Source organism: Pseudomonas sp. CGJS7, from assembly GCF_036961695.1.
Genome location: NZ_JBAMDI010000049.1, coordinates 55,702 through 74,411 on the forward strand (window position 1 = coordinate 55,702; position 18,710 = coordinate 74,411).

General features: G+C 63.6%; 17 protein-coding genes and 1 tRNA gene. 10 read left to right on the plus strand and 8 right to left on the minus strand.

Annotated features, from left to right (window positions below; genetic code table 11):
- Positions 1-38: 38 nt before the first annotated feature.
- The 3 genes from mksF to mksB are packed head-to-tail and all read right to left on the minus strand — an operon-like array spanning position 39 to position 4,853.
- Complete coding sequence (mksF, locus tag V7787_RS26455; protein WP_064491212.1) at positions 39-2,870, minus strand: Mks condensin complex protein MksF; 2,832 nt, start codon at positions 2,868-2,870, stop codon at positions 39-41.
- Positions 2,867-3,574, minus strand: a complete 708-nt coding sequence (mksE, locus tag V7787_RS26460) for an Mks condensin complex protein MksE (protein ID WP_003247452.1) — start codon at positions 3,572-3,574, stop codon at positions 2,867-2,869. Before mksE ends, mksF begins: the two co-directional genes overlap by 4 nt.
- The gene (gene mksB / locus V7787_RS26465) at positions 3,564-4,853 is read right to left on the minus strand and encodes an Mks condensin complex protein MksB (protein WP_003247449.1); all 1,290 of its coding nucleotides are present in this window, start codon (positions 4,851-4,853) and stop codon (positions 3,564-3,566) included. The genes mksE and mksB overlap by 11 nt, the downstream gene beginning before the upstream one ends.
- A gap of 211 nt (positions 4,854-5,064) precedes the next feature.
- Between mksB and V7787_RS26470 the strand changes: the two genes are divergently transcribed.
- Genes V7787_RS26470 through V7787_RS26480 form a run of 3 tightly spaced genes read left to right on the plus strand, consistent with a single transcriptional unit; the run spans position 5,065 to position 6,935 of the window.
- Entirely contained in the window at positions 5,065-5,850 is a 786-nt protein-coding gene (locus V7787_RS26470; protein ID WP_064491211.1) for a hypothetical protein, read from the plus strand.
- Positions 5,847-6,302 carry a ribosomal protein S18-alanine N-acetyltransferase gene (gene rimI, locus V7787_RS26475; RefSeq protein ID WP_010951945.1) on the plus strand — a complete coding sequence of 152 codons (456 nt, stop codon included), beginning with the start codon at positions 5,847-5,849 and terminating at the stop codon, positions 6,300-6,302. The genes V7787_RS26470 and rimI overlap by 4 nt, the downstream gene beginning before the upstream one ends.
- A gap of 57 nt (positions 6,303-6,359) precedes the next feature.
- Positions 6,360-6,935, plus strand: a complete 576-nt coding sequence (locus V7787_RS26480) for a D-Ala-D-Ala carboxypeptidase family metallohydrolase (RefSeq protein WP_064491210.1) — start codon at positions 6,360-6,362, stop codon at positions 6,933-6,935.
- On the opposite strand, the gene V7787_RS26485 is transcribed toward V7787_RS26480, so the two are convergent.
- Positions 6,875-7,792, minus strand: coding sequence for a LysR substrate-binding domain-containing protein (locus tag V7787_RS26485; RefSeq protein WP_064491209.1), 918 nt, complete (start codon positions 7,790-7,792; stop codon positions 6,875-6,877). The genes V7787_RS26480 and V7787_RS26485 overlap by 61 nt on opposite strands.
- 227 nt (positions 7,793-8,019) lie before the next feature.
- Between V7787_RS26485 and V7787_RS26490 the strand changes: the two genes are divergently transcribed.
- The gene (locus V7787_RS26490) at positions 8,020-8,634 is read left to right on the plus strand and encodes a LysE family translocator (protein WP_014589638.1); all 615 of its coding nucleotides are present in this window, start codon (positions 8,020-8,022) and stop codon (positions 8,632-8,634) included.
- Between the two features lie 130 nt (positions 8,635-8,764).
- Here the strand turns inward: V7787_RS26490 and V7787_RS26495 are convergent.
- Positions 8,765-8,841 (minus strand) — tRNA-Met (locus V7787_RS26495).
- A gap of 95 nt (positions 8,842-8,936) precedes the next feature.
- Positions 8,937-9,860 (minus strand): FecR family protein, encoded by a 924-nt coding sequence (locus V7787_RS26500; RefSeq protein ID WP_064491208.1) that lies wholly within the window; start codon positions 9,858-9,860, stop codon positions 8,937-8,939.
- Positions 9,861-10,053: 193 nt separating this feature from the next.
- Here V7787_RS26500 and V7787_RS26505 point away from each other — a divergent pair, with 193 nt between their 5' ends.
- The 3 genes from V7787_RS26505 to V7787_RS26515 all read left to right on the plus strand — a co-directional run bounded on the left by V7787_RS26505 (position 10,054) and on the right by V7787_RS26515 (position 12,750).
- Complete coding sequence (locus tag V7787_RS26505; protein WP_017148092.1) at positions 10,054-11,268, plus strand: MFS transporter; 1,215 nt, start codon at positions 10,054-10,056, stop codon at positions 11,266-11,268.
- 103 nt (positions 11,269-11,371) lie between these two features.
- The gene (locus tag V7787_RS26510) at positions 11,372-11,509 is read left to right on the plus strand and encodes a hypothetical protein (protein WP_003247435.1); all 138 of its coding nucleotides are present in this window, start codon (positions 11,372-11,374) and stop codon (positions 11,507-11,509) included.
- Positions 11,510-11,592: 83 nt separating this feature from the next.
- Positions 11,593-12,750 carry an MFS transporter gene (locus tag V7787_RS26515; protein ID WP_064491207.1) on the plus strand — a complete coding sequence of 386 codons (1,158 nt, stop codon included), beginning with the start codon at positions 11,593-11,595 and terminating at the stop codon, positions 12,748-12,750.
- A gap of 7 nt (positions 12,751-12,757) precedes the next feature.
- Here the strand turns inward: V7787_RS26515 and V7787_RS26520 are convergent, their stop codons facing one another.
- Complete coding sequence (locus V7787_RS26520) at positions 12,758-13,714, minus strand: FecR domain-containing protein (RefSeq protein WP_064491206.1); 957 nt, start codon at positions 13,712-13,714, stop codon at positions 12,758-12,760.
- A complete protein-coding gene (locus tag V7787_RS26525) occupies positions 13,701-14,216 on the minus strand; it encodes a sigma-70 family RNA polymerase sigma factor (protein WP_064491205.1) in 516 nt (171 codons plus the stop codon). The genes V7787_RS26520 and V7787_RS26525 overlap by 14 nt, the downstream gene beginning before the upstream one ends.
- Positions 14,217-14,387: 171 nt before the next feature.
- Here V7787_RS26525 and V7787_RS26530 point away from each other — a divergent pair, with 171 nt between their 5' ends.
- From V7787_RS26530 to V7787_RS26540, 3 genes are read left to right on the plus strand one after another with little or no spacing between them, the layout of a single operon-like run.
- Positions 14,388-15,014 (plus strand): DNA-3-methyladenine glycosylase family protein, encoded by a 627-nt coding sequence (locus V7787_RS26530; protein ID WP_010951953.1) that lies wholly within the window; start codon positions 14,388-14,390, stop codon positions 15,012-15,014.
- Positions 15,015-15,061: 47 nt separating this feature from the next.
- Positions 15,062-16,114 carry a bifunctional DNA-binding transcriptional regulator/O6-methylguanine-DNA methyltransferase Ada gene (ada, locus tag V7787_RS26535; protein WP_064491204.1) on the plus strand — a complete coding sequence of 351 codons (1,053 nt, stop codon included), beginning with the start codon at positions 15,062-15,064 and terminating at the stop codon, positions 16,112-16,114.
- A gap of 56 nt (positions 16,115-16,170) precedes the next feature.
- On the plus strand, positions 16,171-18,582 hold the full coding sequence (locus V7787_RS26540) for a DUF3772 domain-containing protein (protein ID WP_064491203.1): 2,412 nt from the start codon (positions 16,171-16,173) through the stop codon (positions 18,580-18,582).
- Positions 18,583-18,710 lie beyond the last annotated feature (128 nt).

Genomic DNA, 18,710 nt, shown 5'->3' on the forward strand with positions numbered 1-18,710 from the left:
TTCACCCGCGAATGGGCCGCAACGCGGCCCCGGCTATCTCAGGCCAGTTCCTCGGCCTGATCCTCACGCACAACCGCTTTCACTTCATCCAGCCGGCTGATGAACTTCCAGTCCGCCTCGTCGATGTAGATGCCGTTCGGCCCGCTGCCACCTTCCAGGTCGATCGCAACGTGCGCCGAGACCTGTGGTTTCACACTCGCCAGGATCGGCACGAAGCCCAGTTGCTGGCTGGTCTCCAGCAGTGCCGCCTGGTTGCGTTCGTCGATGTCTGCCGCTTCGTCCAGGTAGTACGGCAGGCGAATGCGCCCGGCCAGGTCACGGTCCATCAGGTGCAGCAACAGGTACATGTTGGTCAGCGCCTTGATCGTCATGGTGGTGCCGTTGGACGCCGCACCGTCGATGTCGGCGTGGATGATCGGCTGGCCATTGACCTTGGTGATCTCGAACGCCAGCTCGAACAGGTCCTTCAGGCCCAGCTGGTTGTGGTTGGCCGCCACCAGCCGTGCCAGGTACTCCTTGGCCTCTTCGTTCTTGTTGTCCTGATCGGCACTCTGGGTCAGGTCGAAGACCGACAGGGTTTCGCCTTCTTCGTACTGGCCGGCACTGTGGATAATCTGGTCGATGTGCTTGAGCGCTTCCTTGTTCGGCGCCAGTACCACGCGGAAGCTTTCCAGGTTGGAAACCTGGCGCTTGTTGATCTCGCGGTTGAACAGGGCCAGCTGGTGCTCGAGGCTGTCGTAGTCGCTGCGGATGTTGCGCAGGGTTCGGGCGATGTCGGTGACCGCAGCGCGGCGTGCCTTGGCCAAGGTCAGGGCTTCGTCGGTACGGTGCGCGTAGGCGTTCACCAGCAGTTGCAGACGGCGTTCCATGTCGTCTTCGCTGTCGAACTTGGCAACGCCTTTCAGGCGCACCTGGGCGTACAGCGCCTCGATCTGGTTGTCCACCCGCTGAAGGCTTTGCCAGCTGTCCTGGTAATCATTGAGCAGCGGCAGCAGGTTGTCCATCGAGTCGTCGATGGCTTCCATGTATGGCGTGCCGTAGGGCAGGTCGGCCGGCAACAGCTGGCGACGGCGCAGGGCGTCTTCCAGGGTGCGCTGCTTGGACTCGAGGTCGCCGAGCTGGCGGCCGACCAGTTGCAACTTGGCTGACAGCTGCTGGACGCGCTCGGTGAAGGCGTCGCTGGAGCGCTTGAGTTCGTCCTGGGCCGCTTCCAGCTGCGAGAGCTGTTCCAGCTTCTCGGGCTCTTCGGCGGTGAGGGTTTGGCTACGGCGGAAGTCTTCCAGCGCCTTCTGCGCGTCCAGCACTTCCTGGTACAGGGTTTCGGTCTGCGCTTTGGACGCGGAGCGGTCGGCGGCCACGGCCTGCTGGGTCTTGAGCTGCTTGAGTTCTTTTTCCAGGCGCTCTTTCTGGTCGCGCAGGGCGGCGCGGTCGGCCAGGGCCTGCAGGGCCGGTGGGTCGATGTGGGTCAGGTCAATGGCCAGGCCCGGGGCCTCGAAGCGCTCGCCCTTGAAGCCGTCGAGCACCGCTTCCAGCGATTTTACCCACAGGTCGCTGTCGTCCAGCTCGATACCGCGGTCGCCCAGCGGCAGGCTGAACAGCGCGCCGTTGAACAGGCGCATCAAGCGGTCGACGTCCTGCTGCGAGAACTCTTCGCGCAGGCGGGCATAGCTGTTGTTGTCAGCGTGATCCAGCTGCTGCTTGACCTGCTTCAGGCGTTTTTCCAGGTCGCGTACGCGCTCGTCGAGGTCTTCGGCACTGAACTGCCGTGACTGGGCCAGCGCGCCGGCCAGCTCGTCGTGGGCGTCTTTGGCCGCCAGCAGTTGCTGCTCCAGTACCTTGACGTCATCGACCAGCGCAAAGCGGTGCTTGAGCACCGACAGCTCGCCTAGCCAGCGCTGGATACCGGTAATTTCACGCTCCAGGCGCATCAGCTCCTGGGTGCCGCCACGCTGGTCGTTCTGCAGGCGGTCCTGCTCGCCACGGTAGTGCTCGGACTGGATGACCAGCTCTTCCTTGCGCGCCATGGCGTATTCCTGCCAGGTGCCCAGCAGGGTGTCGAGCACAGGCGAAATGCGGTGCAGCTTGCCACGCAGGATATCGCGCTGGGCCACGCCACCGGCCAGGGCCTCGACCAACGGGCCGGCAGCGACCAGGGCGTTGTAGTCCTGCTCCATGCGGCGTACGTCGCGGAAGGCTTCCTCGCACGCAGCGATGTAGTCGACGCTGCCCGAGCGCAGGCTGTGCTCGAAGGCGTCGAGGAACAGTTGCTTGAGCTTGGCGGCGGTGATCTCACGCATGTGCAGCAGGTTGATGAACAGCGCGCGGAAGGTTTTCAGGCTTTGCTCGCTGGTGGAGCGCAGCGGGATCATGGTCAGGTCCAGCGGCACCGAAGTGTGTCCGCCCACCAGCAGCCGGCGCAGTTCGTCCGGCTTCAGCTCGTAAGCCTTGATCCCCAGGCGCTCAAGGTTGGTGAACAGCTCTTTCTGACGCAGGCAGGTGTCGTTCTTCTGGTAGTGGGCCAGGTCCAGCTCGCCTTTGTAGGCGAAGAACTGGTGGCCGAAACCCCCACCCGGGCCGCGCCCGACCACACCGATCACGTGCGGGCCGTGGGGCAGGCTCAGTTCGCAAAGAATGTACGAGGTGTCGCTGGCGAAGTAGAAACGGCGCGATTGCTCAAGGCTGTACTTGCCGAAACTCATGTCCGACATGCGTGCCAGGATCGGGAACTGCAGGGCATTGATCGATGCCGATTTACCCAAGTTGTTGGCGCCGTATACCGACAGCGGGTGCTCCAGCGGGAACAGGCCAAGGCTGTAGCCGGCGGTGTTGAGCAATGCGAAGCGGCGGATGCCGTAGCGTTCCTGGCTCATGCGTCAATCTCCTGTTGCTCTTCGCGGATGGCCCGGGCCAGGGCGTCCTCTTCGCTTTCCTCGCCCTGGAAAGGCGTGAGGTCGAGCGGGTCGTCGGTACGGTTGAGTTCTTCGGCGCTTTCTTCCTCGACCAGTACCGGGGTCGGCAGCGGCAGGGCGCTGTGCAGGGTGGCGGCCAGGTCGCGGTCCTGCTGCACCGACAGGCACACATCGAGGAAGCGGTGCATGGGCGGCAGGAAGCGGTAGATGCCGCCTTCCTCATGGGCGAAGCCGAGCTGGGTCATGCGCCGCAGGATTTTTTCTTCCAGCTCGTCCACGGTCTGCACTTCGGCCTGCAGGAACAGGTCGCGGTACTTGTCCAGCAGCGAGGGCAGTTCGTCGCGGCCGATGCTGCCACCGTCGAGCACGGCCATCGGGTCGCGGCCCTGGTCAGCAAGGTGCTCGACCAGGATGAAGGTGAACAGCGACAGGCGCTGCGCGGTCTTGTTGACCTGCGCGGCGGTCATGTCCGGCACGAAGTAGTAGAAACCACGGGTATCGCACACCAGTTCGAAGCCCAGGGCCTTGAACAGGGTGCGGTACTGGTCCTGGAAGTTCGACAGCTGGGCGTACAGCTCAGGGTCGCGCCGGCTGACGTGGAAGCCTTTGAACAGCTCGCGGAAGATCGGCGCGAGCTGGGACAGTTCGGAAAGATCAAGATGCATGGGCTGGGCTCGCGTTGGGTTCGGTAGGCGCGCTGGGGGCGTCTTCGCGGCTGGAGGTCAGGGCGAACGAATGCAGGCTGACCAAATGTTCCTGGGTGGTGTATTCGCGGCGGTCGAGGCGTTCGCGCTTGAAGCGCTTTTCCCGCGACAGGCGCGAGAACCAGTACAGTAGCTCGTCGGTGGCGCCTTCGGGCTCCTGCTCCAGCAGCCAGACCATCAAGTCGGGCAGTGGCAGGGCCTGTTCGCAGCGTTCGGCCATTTCCTTGACCGTGCGCGGGGCGCGGGGCAGGGCGCCGGACTGGGTCTTGTGGGCTTTGGGGAAGCGCGCCGGTTTGGGCTCGAAGCGGGCCAGTGCGTAAACGTAGGCCTCGACCTGGCTGGCACTGCCAAGGAAGGTGCTTTGCGGGCGGGTGAACATCGGCATGGCCGCCTGCGGCACGGCATCGATGCCTTTGCGCCGGATCACCGACAGGGCCAGTGCGGCGCCGCGGGTCACGGCGTTGTGCCGGCGGGCTTCTTCGCGCAGCGGCAGCAGCAGTTCGCGGGCGTGGCGCAGGGTCAACTGGGCGCTGGTCTGCATTTCCAGGATGCGCGCGTGGGTGCGCAGCAGCATGTCGTCGTCGACCAAGTGGCCCAGGCGCGCTTGTTCGCCCAGCAGTTTCAGCAGCACGGTCTCGACCTTGCGTACACCCTGCTCGAAGGCGCCGTCGGCGTTGACCAGCTGGATCATCGGCTCGACGTATTCGTCCCAGGTGGCCAGCACTTCGGCATAACGCTGACGCAGCGGAATCTGGCGGTTGCTGGTCTTGGCCCGTTCGGCCACGGCCACCAGTGCCTGCTCGTCGTTGTCGAGTTTTTTCAGCACATCGCGCACGCGCATGTCGAGCAGGCGCAACTGGCGTGCCAGGTCGTCACTGTCGCGGTTGTCGAAGGCATCCTGGATGTGCCCGGCCAGGCGCTCCAGGTGGCGCAAGTAGGCTTCGATCTCCAGGCACAGGCCCAGCCGGTGTTCGCGGCGCAGGTAGGCGAGGAAGTCGTGGATCTGCGCGTTGAGCTCGAAACGGTTCGGGCTCTTGGCCACCGGGACCAGGATATCCAGGCGGATCCACACGTCGAGTAGCTGGGTGATGTCCTGCGGGGTGCTTTCGAGCTGCTGGCGGGCCACATGCTGGCGCAGTTCGACCAGGCTCAGGGTGCCCTGGTCGAAACGCTCGCACAGCGGCTCGATCAGGGCCCAGTGTTCGGCTAGGGCGCGCAGGACGCGCTTGGGTTCGATCATTGGCTTCGACTCGTTGCCAAGAAAAAGGGGGCGATTGTACTGCATTCGCGGGGGTGGTTTTTACCCCTTGGTCTGTAATGAGAGATAACCATGGGATGTGCAGGTGTAAGGCGTTGTTCATGTGACGGCGCTCGGTCTGATAGGCGCTGCAAAAACCACGGCGTACACGTTAGAATGCCCAATTGCCTTCACCCCCTCGGATATCCGCCCCTTGCTGACCGAACCCCGTCGCCGCGCCTACCTTTCCGCCATGCAAGTGGTGCACTGGCTGCCGCGCGCCGAGCTGCCGTTCGCCGCACCGTCGCGGCCCGAGCTGCTGCTGCCGGTTGTGCCAGTCGAGGACATCGATTTTGAGGTCAGGCCGGCATCGGTAACCAGCGAAGCGCCTGTCACCCCCCAGGCTCGCTCCGGCGAGCGGCCGAAAATCGAGATCCCGCGCCCGGGCAGTGTGTCTAAACCCGCCGTCAAGCCTGTCGAGGCACAAGAGCAGCCCGCTGCTCCGCGCCCGGCGCCGGTGCCGCCACCGCGCTTTTCGCTGCAGTTGTTGCGCGCCGGCAGTTGCCTGCTGCTGGTTGAACTGGCCACCGGTCAGCCGTTCCAGAGCCGCGATCCCTCCTATCTGCTGCTCAAGGACATGCTGCGCGCCGCTGGCCTGCCCGATGCCCCGCAGATCATCGGCGAGCCGGTGCGCTGGCCACTGCTGGTGCGCGGCAACATGGACCAGGGGCCGGAGGCTGCGCGCGATTTCGTCCAGGGCTTCGTTCAGGCGCGCCTGGAAGACGCCCCGTGTACCTGTCTGTGGCTGGTCGGCCTGCCGGCACTGCGTTTTGCCGCCAATGCCGACGCCGATGCCTATTACCAAACCCTGACGCTCGACAGCCTGGGCGACGCCTGGGCATTGCCGGGCCTTGAACTGTTGATGGACGAGCCGCAACGCAAGGCGGACGTCTGGAAAGCCATGCGCCAGCTGATGGCGCGCTGGAAGAGCGTTGAATGAGTGACTCGATCAGCTTCCGCCCGATGACCGAGGCGGATCTGGATGCCGTACTTAAGATCGAATATGCCGCATTCAGTCACCCCTGGACCCGTGGAATCTTTCAGGATGCGCTCAAGTCGTACGAAGTCTGGCTGATGTTCGATGGCCAGCAGCAAGTGGGCCATGGTGTGATCAACGTGATCATCGACGAAGCGCACCTGCTCAACATCACCGTAAAACCGGAAAACCAAGGCTGCGGCCTGGGCTTGCGCCTGCTCAAGCACCTGATGGCCCGGGCCTATCAGCTCAATGGCCGCGAATGCTTTCTGGAAGTGCGCGCCAGCAACCAGTCGGCCTATCGTTTGTACGAGCGTTATGGTTTCAACGAAATTGGCCGCCGCCGCGACTATTATCCGATTGCCGGCGGCCGTGAAGACGCCCTGGTGATGGCCTGTACCCTGTTCGAAGACTGACTTTGCAGGGGCGTACCCGGGCGCGCAGGCTTTGTTCTCGGCAGGGGCGGATAAAGAATGAGACAACTGCTGTTGGCAGCGAGCCTGTGTATCGCAAGCGCTGCTCACGCTGACGAGCGCGACGTGTGGATGTTCGCCCAGTGGGCGGGTGATCATCAAACCCGCCCTTTCCGTGAAATGCTGGTAGATGCCCGGCTTTACGGTGTAGTGCCAATTCACCAGTTGCTGCGCTCGGCATCGGACTGGAAACTGTGCCACGCATCGCCTTTCGCTGTACCACCCCCCGGCAATTGGGCGGCTGTACGCTCGACCCTCGCGTTGATCAAGGCACTCGACGATCAAGGCATCCTGCGCCAGTTCGAGGTGGTTTCGGCCTACCGTGAGCCGCGCCTGAACGCCTGTGCGGGCGGGGCGGCCAACAGTGCGCATACCCGCGCTTTCGCCGTCGATATACTGCTGCCGGCCTGGGCCGACCCCAATCCGCTGTGCCGTTTCTGGCAGCAACACGGCCAAGCCTGGAACATGGGGCTGGGCCGCTACCCATCAGGCCGTATCCATTTGGATACCGCCGGTTATCGCACCTGGGGTGGTGATGGCGGTGCGGGGGCGTCGTTTTGCGTCAAACCCAAATGAGTCAGGCAACCCCGGCATTCGTCCATTAGCCACTCGGCGAAGCGCTGGCGCTTGCCGCTGTCGGCCAGAGGCTGCGGGCTGAGCAGGTGGTAGGCCGAGCCATCGCGCACAAAACCGAACGGCGCCTGCAGCTGCCCGCTGTCGAGTTCGTCGCGCACCATCAGGGCTGAGGCAATGGCCAGGCCCAGTCCGGCGCTGGCGGCCTGAATCGACAGGTAGAAATGTTCGTAGTCGCTGCGTTCGCAGTGCCGCGCCTGCTGGCCGCTCAGGCGCAGCCAGGTGGGCCAGGCAGCAGGGCGTGTGGTGCTGTGCAGCAGCCGTTGGCCATCGAGTCTGGCGCTGGCGGCGGGGTGGCACACCGGGCCGATCCATTCATCGCAGATTTTCTGGCTGTACAGCTGGTTGTCCCAGTGGAAGTCGTCGCGGCGAATTGCCAAGTCGACACCGCTGCGCGCGAAGTCCAGCGGGCCGCCTGCGGCTACCAGGTGCAACTGAAGGTCGGGGTGGGTGGCATGGAAGCGCGGCAGGCGCGGGATCAGCCAGCGCATGGCGATGGTCGGCTCGCAAGACAGCACCAGCACATTGTCGCGAGCTTGTTGCTGCAGGCGCTGCACGGCGCCTTCGAGCTGTTCGAAGATCGCCTGGGTGGTGCTTTGCAGGGCACGACCGGCGGGGGTGAGGAAAATGGCCCGGTTGCGGCGTTCGAACAGTTCCACCCCAAGGCTTTCTTCCAGCAGGCGTATTTGGCGGCTGACCGCGCCGTGAGTGACGTGTAAGTGCTCGGCGGCGCGTACGAAGCTCTCGGTCTGGGCGGCGATGTCGAAGTAGCGGAAGGCGTTGAGTGGCGGCAGTTTCATGATATCCCTGTTCAGCTGTGCCGGCCTCTTCGCGGGTAAACCCGCTCCTACATGGCCACATATTTCCCTGTAGGAGCGGGTTTACCCGCGAAGAGGCCAAGGCAGGCTGTACATATCTGTGAGCAAAACTATCAGATTCATCTCAGCATAAATCGATTTTTCCGCATCTGTAAGCGCTTGATAATCGGCGGTCTGTGCATTTCCATCGCCTATCGAGAGCCCTCAGCATGACCGAACTCATCGCCGTCGCCCTGTTCACCCTGCTCGCCGTCATCAGCCCTGGCGCAGACTTCGCCATGGTCACCCGCAGCAGTTATGCGCAGGGCCGCAAGGCCGGGCTGGCTGCTGCTGTGGGCATCGCCCTGGGGGTGCAGGTGCATGTGTTGTACACGGTGTTGGGCATTGCCGTGATCATCAGCCAGAGCCCGACGCTGTTCTTCGTCATGAAGGTGCTGGGTGCAGGCTACCTGATCTACCTCGGGTACAAGTCATTGACCAACACCCGACGCATCAGCCTGGACGGGGTTGGCCAGTCTGCTGCCAGCGTACTGCAAGCGCTGCGCACCGGCTTTTTGACCAACGCCCTCAACCCCAAGACCATGCTGTTTGTCATCAGTGCCTTCACCCAGGTAGTGCAGCCTGGCAGCCCGCTGGCGCTGAACTTCGCCTACGGTGCGTTCATGTCCGTTGCCCATTGGCTATGGTTCAGCCTAGTGGCGGTATTTTTCTCCAGTACGGCATTGCGCAGGGCGATGATCGAGCGGCAAGTGCTGGTTGACCGGGCCATTGGTCTGGCATTGATCGGGCTTGGCCTGGCTGTGGCGGTGACCGGAATACGTTGAGGCGACGATAGCAGCGCCGAAACCTGTGATTCGGCGCCCGGCTGCTGCGGGATTGGTTGGCGCGGGCATCAGCAACTTTTTCGCAGGCAAAGAAAAAGGGCTTACCTTGCGGTAAGCCCTTCGTCTTGTTTGGTGGCTACACAGGGACTTGAACCCCGGACCCCAGCATTATGAATGCTATGCTCTAACCAACTGAGCTATGTAGCCGATGGCGCGCATTATTCTCTTGAACGCCCCCTCTGTCAACACTCATTTCAAAAAAAATTTGCACGCTTTCAAAAACTTAGCGGCCAGCCCCGGTTTCAGCGCACCACAAGCCAGTGCCCGAGCACGCCCAGCAACTGCAACTGCTGGGCTGCAGCCAGGGATTGCAGGCTTTGGCCAGGCTGGTCGAGGTTGAAGTCGCCGCTTACACGGCGATGAGCCACTTGTTCATCCATCATCCACAGACGCTGCCCTTGGTAACCGGCAAGGCGCTCCAGCACCTGCCTCAATGGCATGTCTGTGGCTTTCAGGCGGCCATTGCGCCAACTGTCAGCGGTTTTCAGATCAACCTTACGCACCGGGTCGATGCGTGTGTCATCGAAGGTTACCCGCTCACCCGCCGAGACCATCCGCTGCTCACCCCCCTGGGTGACCATGGCCTTGCCACTGAATACCACGAGTTCGTCGCGCCCTGCATGGCGGGCTATCTGCAAGCGAGTGCCGTATACCTGGATGCGTGCGTTGCCCACTTCCACGTCCATGGCGCGCCCGTCGAGCACGACTTCCAGATGCACCTGGCCCTGCACCAGGTGCAGTTGGCGGGTGCGGCCGCGCAGGTCGACGTTCATCGCGCTGGCGCTGTCCAGGTTCAATGTCGTGCCATCCGCCAAGCGTATGCTGCGGCGCTCTCCCACATCGGTGTACAGCTCGCTGGCCAGACGCTGCATCAGCGGCCAGTACAGGTAAGCTGCAGCGGCTAACCCTAGCAAAAACGCAAGCGCCAACCCTTTACCCAGATGACTGCGACGGACAGTGACATGCCGTGGGCGAGGGCGGGCAGGTGCGGGTTGCAGCTGTTGCCAGAACGTCTCCAGCTCGGCGTAGGCGTGGGCGTTCTCTTGTACCTGGCACCAGGCTGCAAATGCCTGGCGCTGGGTTTCGTCGCAACCGGGCTGGCGCAGCAACGAAAACCACGCCAGCGCTTCCTGTTGTGGATCGGGCTGCAGCTGCTTGGCGGACATCGGGCTCATGGGGGCGGTCTGCTCACGATAGGGGCCGTTTGGCCTAACGATGACAGGAGTCATTGGCAGAGGATGCTAATTATATTGAGAACCATTTTCAAGTACGTGGCGACAGGGGGATAAAAAAGGTAGCTATGTATCTATTTGATTCCTGATAATCGGATCCCAAACCAGAGGACGGAGATTCAGGCAAATGGCCACCAGTAGTGCCTCCACCGCATCCACCCCGGCAGCGGCAAGCCAAGCCTCGCCGATGGTGATGCGTATCATCGGTTTCTGCGCCTTGGCGCACTTGATCAACGACCTGATCCAGTCGGTGCTGCCCGCGATCTACCCGATGCTCAAGGCCAACTACGACCTGAGCTTCGCCCAGATCGGCATGATCACGCTCACGTTCCAGATCACCGCCTCGCTGTTGCAGCCTTGGGTCGGCTTCTTCACCGACCGCCGGCCCACGCCAAATCTGTTGCCGCTAGGCACCCTGTGTACGTTGGTGGGGATCGTGATGCTGGCCTTCGTTGGCAGTTTCCCGATGATCCTGCTGGCGTCGGCTTTGGTGGGCATTGGCTCGTCGACCTTCCACCCGGAAACCTCGCGTATTGCACGGCTGGCCTCGGGCGGGCGCTTCGGCCTGGCCCAATCGACCTTCCAGGTCGGTGGCAACACCGGCTCTGCTCTGGGCCCACTGCTGGCAGCGGCCATCGTCATACCGTTCGGCCAGACCCATGTGGCCTGGTTCGGCCTGGCCGGGCTGTTCTTCCTCGGCGTTACCCTGATGTTGCGCGGCTGGTACAAGGAACACCTCAATCAGGCCAAGGCGCGCAAGGCAGTTCAGGCCACCCACGGCATTTCGCGCAATCGGGTAATCGCGGCGCTGATCGTGCTGGGCTTGCTGGTGTTCTCCAAGTACTTCTACATGGCCAGCTTCACCAGCTACTTTACCTTCTACCTGATCGAGAAGTTCGGAGTGTCGGTGGCCAGCTCGCAGCTGCACCTGTTCCTGTTCCTCGGCGCGGTGGCGGCGGGCACCTTCTTTGGCGGGCCGATCGGTGACCGTATCGGACGCAAGGCTGTGATCTGGTTTTCAATACTGGGCGTGGCGCCGTTCACGCTGGCGCTGCCGTATGCCGACTTGTTCTGGACCACAGTGCTGAGCGTGGTGATCGGCTTTATCCTGGCTTCGGCGTTTTCCGCGATCGTGGTGTATGCGCAGGAGCTGGTGCCGGGCAGCGTGGGCATGATTGCCGGGATCTTCTTCGGCCTGATGTTCGGATTTGGCGGCATTGGCGCTGCGCTGTTGGGGTACGTAGCGGACCTGCGTGGTATCGAATATGTGTATGGGTTGTGCTCGTTCCTGCCATTGTTCGGGTTGTTGGCGGTGTTCCTGCCAAGTACAGGTAAACGCTGAACGCGCCGGGGGCCTGGCAGAGGCCCCTGGGCAATTGACGAGCCCCCCGGAGGTGGCTAGAGTGCCGCCTCTTTTTTCAATCACCTGCGTAGTAGCCAAAGCAATGCGCCGTACCCAGTCCCTCCCACACGCCCGCCAGCCTGCCTTCCAGGCACTGCGTCGTGCATGGCCGAGTGACACGGTGCTCAAGCGCCGCCGCAGCGTGCTGTTTGCCTTCACCTTCTCGCCACACCTCGCCTGAACTGATCTGCGCTATCGCGTCGCTCGCCGTTCTGGCGTGCGCGCCTGTTTCTGCACGTCTTTTCGGTTTGCCAGGAGTGGTACATGAACATGCGTTTGTTGGCGGGCTTATTGTTCGCCGTTTCTGTCGTGGGTTTCAGTTTGGGGGCCAGCTTGCCGCTGGTGTCGTTGCGCCTGCATGAAGCGGGGGCGAGCACACTGGAAATCGGCATCATCTCGGCCATCCCTGCCGCCGGCATGATGCTCTCGGCTTTTCTGGTCGACGCCTGCTGCCGCCATCTCGCCCGGCGCACTATCTATCTGCTGTGTTTCAGCCTGTGCACGGTCAGCATCGCCTTGCTCGAGTCCGCGTTCGGCTCGTTGTGGCTGCTGGCGCTGCTGCGCCTGGGCCTGGGGCTTGGCATGGGGATCGCCATCATCCTCGGCGAGTCGTGGGTCAACGAACTGTGCCCCGAACATAACCGCGGCAAGATCATGGCCCTGTACGCCACCAGCTTTACGGGCTTTCAGGTGCTGGGCCCGGCCATGCTGGCAGTGTTGGGCGCCGATAGCCCGTGGATCACGGGTGTCGTCACGGTCTGTTATGGGCTGGCGTTGCTGTGCATCGTGCTGACGGTGCCTAACGACCATGTCGAGCACGAAGAGGGAGAAAAAAGCTTCGGCCTGGCCGGGTTCTTCCGTGTGGCACCGGCGTTGTGCATGGCGGTGCTGTTCTTCTCGTTCTTCGATGCCGTGGTGCTGTCGCTGCTGCCGGTGTACGCCACCAGCCATGGCTTTGCCGTTGGCGTGGCGGCGTTGATGGTGACGGTGGTGTTTGCCGGCGACATGCTGTTCCAGCTGCCGCTGGGCTGGTTGGCCGATCGGGTTGAGCGCACAGGGCTACACCTGGCGTGCGGGCTGGTGGCGATGGTGATCGGCATCGGTTTGCCCTGGCTGCTGAATCTGACCTGGCTGCTGTGGCCGCTGCTGGTGGTGCTGGGCGCGGTGGCGGGGGGGATCTATACCTTGGCGCTGGTGCTGATCGGGCAGCGCTTCAAGGGCCAGGACCTGGTCACTGCCAACGCCAGTGTGGGCTTGCTGTGGGGCGTAGGCAGCCTGGTCGGGCCGCTGGTCAGTGGGGCGGCCATGAATGTCGCGCCGCATGGTTTGCCCATGGCGCTGGCACTGATGGCCGGGCTGTTCGTGTGCTTTGCCAGGCAGTCATACCGGCGCCGTGGGCGGATGCGGGCTGTGGCGCAGTGATAACCCTTTACGCCGCGCCGATGCTTACCCAATAGCGCGTCCTGTACTCGACCCGCACGGGCAGGCTGCGGGTGAGCAGTTGCAGAATCTGCCCGGTGTCAGCCAACTGATAGGTGCCGGAAACCTTCAAACCCGCCACTTCTGGAGCGCAGCGCAACAGGCCCGGTCGGTAGCGGCCGAGTTCGCTGGCAAACTCGGCAAGCGGCATCTGCTGCACGCTGAGTACACCTTCGGTCCAACCCCAGGGGTCGTTGTGCAGTGTTCTGGCCTGAATGCTGCCGTCGGCTGTGACTTGCAAGGTTTCACCGGGCAGCACTTGCCTCGCTGAGGCCGAGGCAGGGAACAGCGTGACTTCACCACGACGCACCGACAGCAGCAGCCCTTGGCTGTTTTCGCGCAGCAACAGCTGGCCATCGAAGGTGGTCAGCGGGCCGACACGGGTGGCGACGTGGAACGGGCGGTTGTCGTTGGGGTTGCTGTCGAGGCTGACCTCGCCATGGATCAGTTTCAGCTGGCGTTGCTCCGCGCTGTAGTGCAAGTCGATGGCACTGGCTGTGTTGAGCTGCAGACGGCTGCCGTCACTGCCTTGCCATTGGCGCCGTTCGCCTGTGGCAGTGCTGGTGTCGGCCAGCAGCTGTGGCAGGCCTAGCGGTTCGCGCGCGGCCCAGCCCAGGCTGCCGCCCACGGCCAACAGCCCCAGCAACTTCAGGTGGTCCCTGCGGCTGGCTTTTGGGTGCTGGCTAGCGTCCAGGGTGCGCCGGCTCAGGTCCTTGGGCAGCCCGGCCAGTTCATCACCCAGATTACTGACTCGCTGCCAGGCCAGGCGGTTGTGTGGGTGGCTGGCCAGCCAGTGTTGAAACTGCTGCTCGGTGCGCGGGCTGGGGGTGTCGAAACGCAGCTTCACCAGCCAGTCGATGGCCTGATCGACCTGCGCCTGTGCGGGCGTACCATCAGGCATCGGCATAGCGCAACCGGTAGCAGGCGCCCAGGGCTTTGGCCAGGTCGCGCTCAACGGTGGCCCTGGACACCTCCAGACGTTGGGCAACCTGCACGATGCTCAAACCGTCTAGCTGGGCCAGCAGGAACGCTTGGCGGACGCGCGGTTTCAACTGGTGCAAGGCGCGGTCGAGGCGTTCAAGGCTATCGAGGATGACAAGCTTATCCTCTTCGCTGGGCACTTCTGCTTCGGGCAGGTGAGCCAGGCTCTCCTGGTAGGCCCGCTCCAGCGCGCGGCGGCGGAACTGGTCGATCATCAAGCCACGGGCGATGCTGCTGAGGTAGGCGCGCGGTTCTTTGAGCGGCGACACCTGGCGGGCGCGCAACAACCGCACGAAGGTATCCTGGGCCAGGTCCGCGGCATGTTCACTGCAACCGACCCGGCTGCGTAACCAGCCGCGCAACCAGGCATGGTGAGACTGGTAGAGCAGAGCGACCTCGGTGGGCTTGAGCGTGTCGTTGATCTGCATCGTAGAGAAGGCCCAGTCCAGTGATGTGTGCGATTGTGAATAGTTCTCAATTCTATGCGGGGAAGATGGCGCGGAGCAATGGCATGCCAAAGATTAGCTGCGCAAGAACCGGCGTTTGCCCGATGAACGGCTGCGCTAAGCTGGACCTGCAATCGACTTGATGGAGGTGCCATGATGCTGGCCGACCTTTCGCCCGAGGCCTATCACGAGGCCGCGCAACACCTGGCGGCACTTGACCCGGACTGGTCACGGCATATCGCAGCGATCGGGCCCTGCCTGCACCAGGCTACGCCGGGACGTGAGCCTTATGAGGCATTGGTGCGGGCGATTGCCTACCAGCAACTGCACGCCCGTGCCGCCGAGGCGATCCTGGGGCGTTTGCTGGCACTGTTCCCGGCAGATGATTTTCCCCAGCCAGAGCAGTTGCTGGCGGTATCCCCGGAAACCCTGCGTGCCTGCGGCTTTTCGGCGAGCAAGCTGGTGACGGTCCAAGGCATTGCTCAAGCCACCCTGGAGGGCCTGGTACCGACGCGGGAGCAGGCGTTAACCATGGCTGACGAGGCGTTGATCGAACGCCTGGTGGCGCTGCGTGGGGTAGGGCGGTGGACGGTGGAGATGCTGCTGATCTATAGCCTGGGGCGTTCTGACATTCTGCCGGTGGACGATTTTGGCGTGCGCGAGGGGTATCGGCGGCTCAAGGGGCTGGAGACGGCGCCGACACCGGCGCAAATGCGTTCGCTGGGCGGCGCCTGGCGGCCGTTTCGTACCGTGGCGGCCTGGTACCTGTGGCGGGCCTGAGGTTTTCGCATCGCCCGTACAGGCAACAACATATCCGGGAAACAAAGATGAACCTCTACACCACCCCCGACCAACGCTGGCAAGCCATAGAGAGCCGCGACACTGCCGCCACAGGCCACTTTGTCTACGCCGTACGTACCACCGGCGTCTACTGCCACCCCGGCTGCAAATCACGCCAGGCCAAGCGCGTGAACGTCGAGTTCTACGACACTGCCGCGGCTGCCGAGGCTGCCGGCTACCGTGCTTGCAAACGCTGTATCAGCAAGGCCAGCGCCACCCGCCACAGCCAGCTGGTTACTCACGCCTGCCGCTTGATCGAAACCAGCGACCCCGTTCCAAGCCTCGGCCAACTCAGTGCACGGCTGGCCGTCAGCCCCTTCCACCTGCATCGGCTGTTCAAGGCCGAAACCGGGGTTACCCCCAAAGCCTACGCCACGGCCTTCCGGGCCCGGCGCCTGCGTGCGCACCTGGAAGGCGGCCAGCACTCGGTCACCGATGCTATTTACAACGCCGGCTACAACTCCAACAGCCGCTTCTACGAAAGCGCCGACCAGCGTCTGGGCATGCGCCCCCGGCAATACCGCGCCGGCGGTGCCGGGGCAACCATTCACTTCGCCCTTGGGCAATGCTCGCTGGGTGCAATACTGGTAGCCCAGAGCGACAAGGGCATCTGCGCGATTCTGCTGGGCGACGACCCCGAGGGCTTGTTGCACGAGCTGCAGGATCAGTTCCCCAAGGCCCACCTGATTGGCGGCGACAGCGCCTACGAACAGAAGGTCGCCGAAGTGATCGGTTTCGTCGAAGCGCCCGCCTTGGGCCTGGCCCTGCCGCTGGATGTGCAAGGCACCGCGTTTCAGGAGCGGGTGTGGCAGGCGCTGCGTGAGGTGCCGGCCGGCAGCCGGGTCAGCTACACCGACATCGCCGAGCGCATTGGCGCCCCCAAGGCCGTGCGGGCGGTCGCCATGGCCTGCGCGGCCAACCGTATTGCCGTGGCCATCCCTTGCCACCGCGTGGTGCGCCGGGATGGCGACATCAGCGGTTACCGCTGGGGCGTGGAGCGCAAACAGCAATTGCTGAAGCGAGAAACGGCACTCTCCTGACCGCCCGAAGCCGCGTAGAATCTCCCGCCAAATCGAATTGCAAAGAGGAATATTCGATGAGGCGTGTCAGCCTTGCCCGTTATTGCCCAGGTCTGATTGCCCTGCTGGCCCTGATGCTGTTGCTTGTCAGCCCGGCCTGGTCGGCCCCGGCCACGCCATTGTCCAACCTGGCGGCTGCCGAGGCGCCCGCACTGGACGAAAACGCCAGCCTCGAACAACTGAGCGACCGCTTGGACCTCATCCGCCAAGGCGTCACCAGCGAGGCCAACGACGACGTGCTGTCGCAACTGCGCCTGGGCGCGATGCAGGTTCAGCGTCAAGCTGATGCATTGAGTGCGCTGCGCACTGCCGATGTGGGAAAACTCGATGATCAGCTGAAGGTCATCGGCCCGGCCCAGCCGGGCGAGGCCGCTACCCTGACGCAGCAGCGCAAAGCGCTGGAGGCCGAGAAAAAGGCGCTGGTAGCCCAGCAGGATCAGGCCACCAAGCTGACCCAGTCGGCCCGTGACCTGTCCACGCAAATCGTCAACCTGCGCCGCAGCCAGTTCAACTCGCAAATCACCAGCCGTGCAGCCTCGCCGCTGAGCCCGGCGTTCTGGCAGAGCATCATCCGCCCCACCCAGGACGACGTGGCGCGCCTGCGTGACCTGCGCGGCGAGGCGGCCGACGCCATCAGCAGCGCCTTCAGCGCCGAAAACCGCTGGCTGTTCGTTGCCAGCCTGGTGGCGGCGATTCTGGTGTGGACGTTGGTACGGCGCGTGCTTGAACGCTTGCTGGCCAGTGCCATGATCCGTTGGTTGCCGGAGGGCCGCCTGCGCCGCAGCGCCTTGGCTCTGGGCGTTAGCCTGGCAACCCTGGGCACCATCGCCGGCTCGGTGTCTTTGCTGCGCTGGGGGCTGGAAAGCAATGCGCGATTGGGTTCGGATATCACCAGCCTGACCAATCACATTCTTACCCTGGTGGTGTTCAGTGCCTTCATCACAGGCCTGGGCCGCGCCATGCTGATGCTGCAGCGTCCGTCCTGGCGGTTGCCGGCGATCCACGACGAAGTCGCCAGTGCGCTGGGCTGGTTCCCGAAGGTGCTGGCATTGGCACTGATGGTCATGATGACCATGGAGCGCATGAACAGCGTGATCGGCGCCAGCCTGGCGCTGACGGTGGCCGTCAACGGGCTGACCGCGCTGGTGGTGGCGCTCACCTTTGCAGGCGCGCTGCTGTGTTATCGCCGCACCCTGCGCAAGCATGACCTGGAGCGCCCGACGGGCCTGGCCGGGCTGATCCCGTTCGTGATGGTCATCTGGCTGACGTTGATCCTGCTGGCACTGCTCACCGGCTACCTGACACTCGCCTATTTCCTTACCGCCAAGCTGTTGTGGGTCAGCCTGGTGATCACCTGTGCCTACTTGCTGACCACCTTCTTCGGCGACCTGTGCGAAACCCTGCTGTCGCCCCGCCAGCCCGGTGGCCTGGCACTGGCGTCGACCCTGGGCCTGGCGCCTCGCCATCAGGCGCAGGCCAGCACCATACTGGCCGGCATCGGCCGCACTGTCGTGCTGTTCCTGGCACTGCTGCTGGTGTTGATGCCGTCGGGCACCAGCCCTAGCGAATTGCTGCTGAGTCTGGGCGACTGGGATGGGACCGGCGGCAAGGTGCTCGGCAACCTGAACATCGTGCCGCAGGACATCCTGCTGGCCTTGGCGATCTTCCTCGGTGGCCTGTTCGCCATCCGTGTGGTCAAGCGCTGGCTGAGCGACCGCCTGCTGCCGGAAACCGAGATGGACGCCGGCATGCGGGCCTCGCTGGTGACCCTGGTGGGTTACCTGGGGTTCCTGTTCCTGGCCATGCTGGTGATGTCGACCTTGCGTATCAACCTCACCAGCCTGACCTGGGTGGTCAGTGCCCTGTCGGTCGGTATCGGTTTCGGTTTGCAGCAGATCGTGCAGAACTTCATTTCCGGCCTGATCCTGCTGACTGAGCGCCCGGTGAAGGTCGGCGACTGGGTCAGCCTGGCGGGTGTCGAGGGTGATATCCGCCGCATCAACGTGCGCGCCACGGAGATCCAGATGTCTGACCGTTCCACGGTGATCGTGCCCAACTCGCAGTTCATCTCGCAGAACGTGCGCAACGTGACCATGGGCAATGCGCTGGGCGTGGTCAGCATTACCTTGACACTGCCGCTGGAGACTGATGCCAACCGCGTCCGGGAGCTGCTGCTGGCGGCTTACCATGAGCATGAGGCGATTCTGGATGCGCCAGCTGCCTCGGTGTCGTTCAAGGACCTGACGGCCAGCGGCATGGTGATTGGTGTGAGTGGCTATGTGGCCGGGCCGCGGCAGGTATCGGGAGCCCGCAGCGACCTTTTGTTCACCATTCTTGGCCGGTTGCGCGATGAAGGCATTCCACTGTCTTCGCCGCAGAGCATGGTGCTGGTGCAGGAGGGGGCGCGGCCGGCTGACGAGTCGGTGTAGGCATCGGGGGGCAGTCCAGCTGGTAGGAGCGGGTTTACCCGCGAAAGGGCCGGCCCTGCTGGCCAATCTCCCCCGCCGTTCACCGTTGCCGCCGCCACCGTATTCGCGGGTAAACCCGCTCCTACGCG

Coding starts and splice junctions, on each gene's coding strand:
- V7787_RS26515 (WP_064491207.1), top strand. CDS start 11,593: ATGAACATGCGTTTGTTGGCGGGCTTATTGTTCGCCGTTTCTGTCGTG.
- V7787_RS26540 (WP_064491203.1), top strand. CDS start 16,171: ATGAGGCGTGTCAGCCTTGCCCGTTATTGCCCAGGTCTGATTGCCCTG.
- V7787_RS26510 (WP_003247435.1), top strand. CDS start 11,372: ATGCGCCGTACCCAGTCCCTCCCACACGCCCGCCAGCCTGCCTTCCAG.
- V7787_RS26520 (WP_064491206.1), bottom strand. CDS start 13,714: ATGCCGATGCCTGATGGTACGCCCGCACAGGCGCAGGTCGATCAGGCC.
- V7787_RS26525 (WP_064491205.1), bottom strand. CDS start 14,216: ATGCAGATCAACGACACGCTCAAGCCCACCGAGGTCGCTCTGCTCTAC.
- V7787_RS26485 (WP_064491209.1), bottom strand. CDS start 7,792: ATGAAACTGCCGCCACTCAACGCCTTCCGCTACTTCGACATCGCCGCC.
- mksB (WP_003247449.1), bottom strand. CDS start 4,853: ATGATCGAACCCAAGCGCGTCCTGCGCGCCCTAGCCGAACACTGGGCC.
- V7787_RS26480 (WP_064491210.1), top strand. CDS start 6,360: ATGAGACAACTGCTGTTGGCAGCGAGCCTGTGTATCGCAAGCGCTGCT.
- V7787_RS26500 (WP_064491208.1), bottom strand. CDS start 9,860: ATGTCCGCCAAGCAGCTGCAGCCCGATCCACAACAGGAAGCGCTGGCG.
- mksF (WP_064491212.1), bottom strand. CDS start 2,870: ATGAGCCAGGAACGCTACGGCATCCGCCGCTTCGCATTGCTCAACACC.
- V7787_RS26490 (WP_014589638.1), top strand. CDS start 8,020: ATGACCGAACTCATCGCCGTCGCCCTGTTCACCCTGCTCGCCGTCATC.
- ada (WP_064491204.1), top strand. CDS start 15,062: ATGAACCTCTACACCACCCCCGACCAACGCTGGCAAGCCATAGAGAGC.
- mksE (WP_003247452.1), bottom strand. CDS start 3,574: ATGCATCTTGATCTTTCCGAACTGTCCCAGCTCGCGCCGATCTTCCGC.
- rimI (WP_010951945.1), top strand. CDS start 5,847: ATGAGTGACTCGATCAGCTTCCGCCCGATGACCGAGGCGGATCTGGAT.
- V7787_RS26505 (WP_017148092.1), top strand. CDS start 10,054: ATGGCCACCAGTAGTGCCTCCACCGCATCCACCCCGGCAGCGGCAAGC.
- V7787_RS26530 (WP_010951953.1), top strand. CDS start 14,388: ATGATGCTGGCCGACCTTTCGCCCGAGGCCTATCACGAGGCCGCGCAA.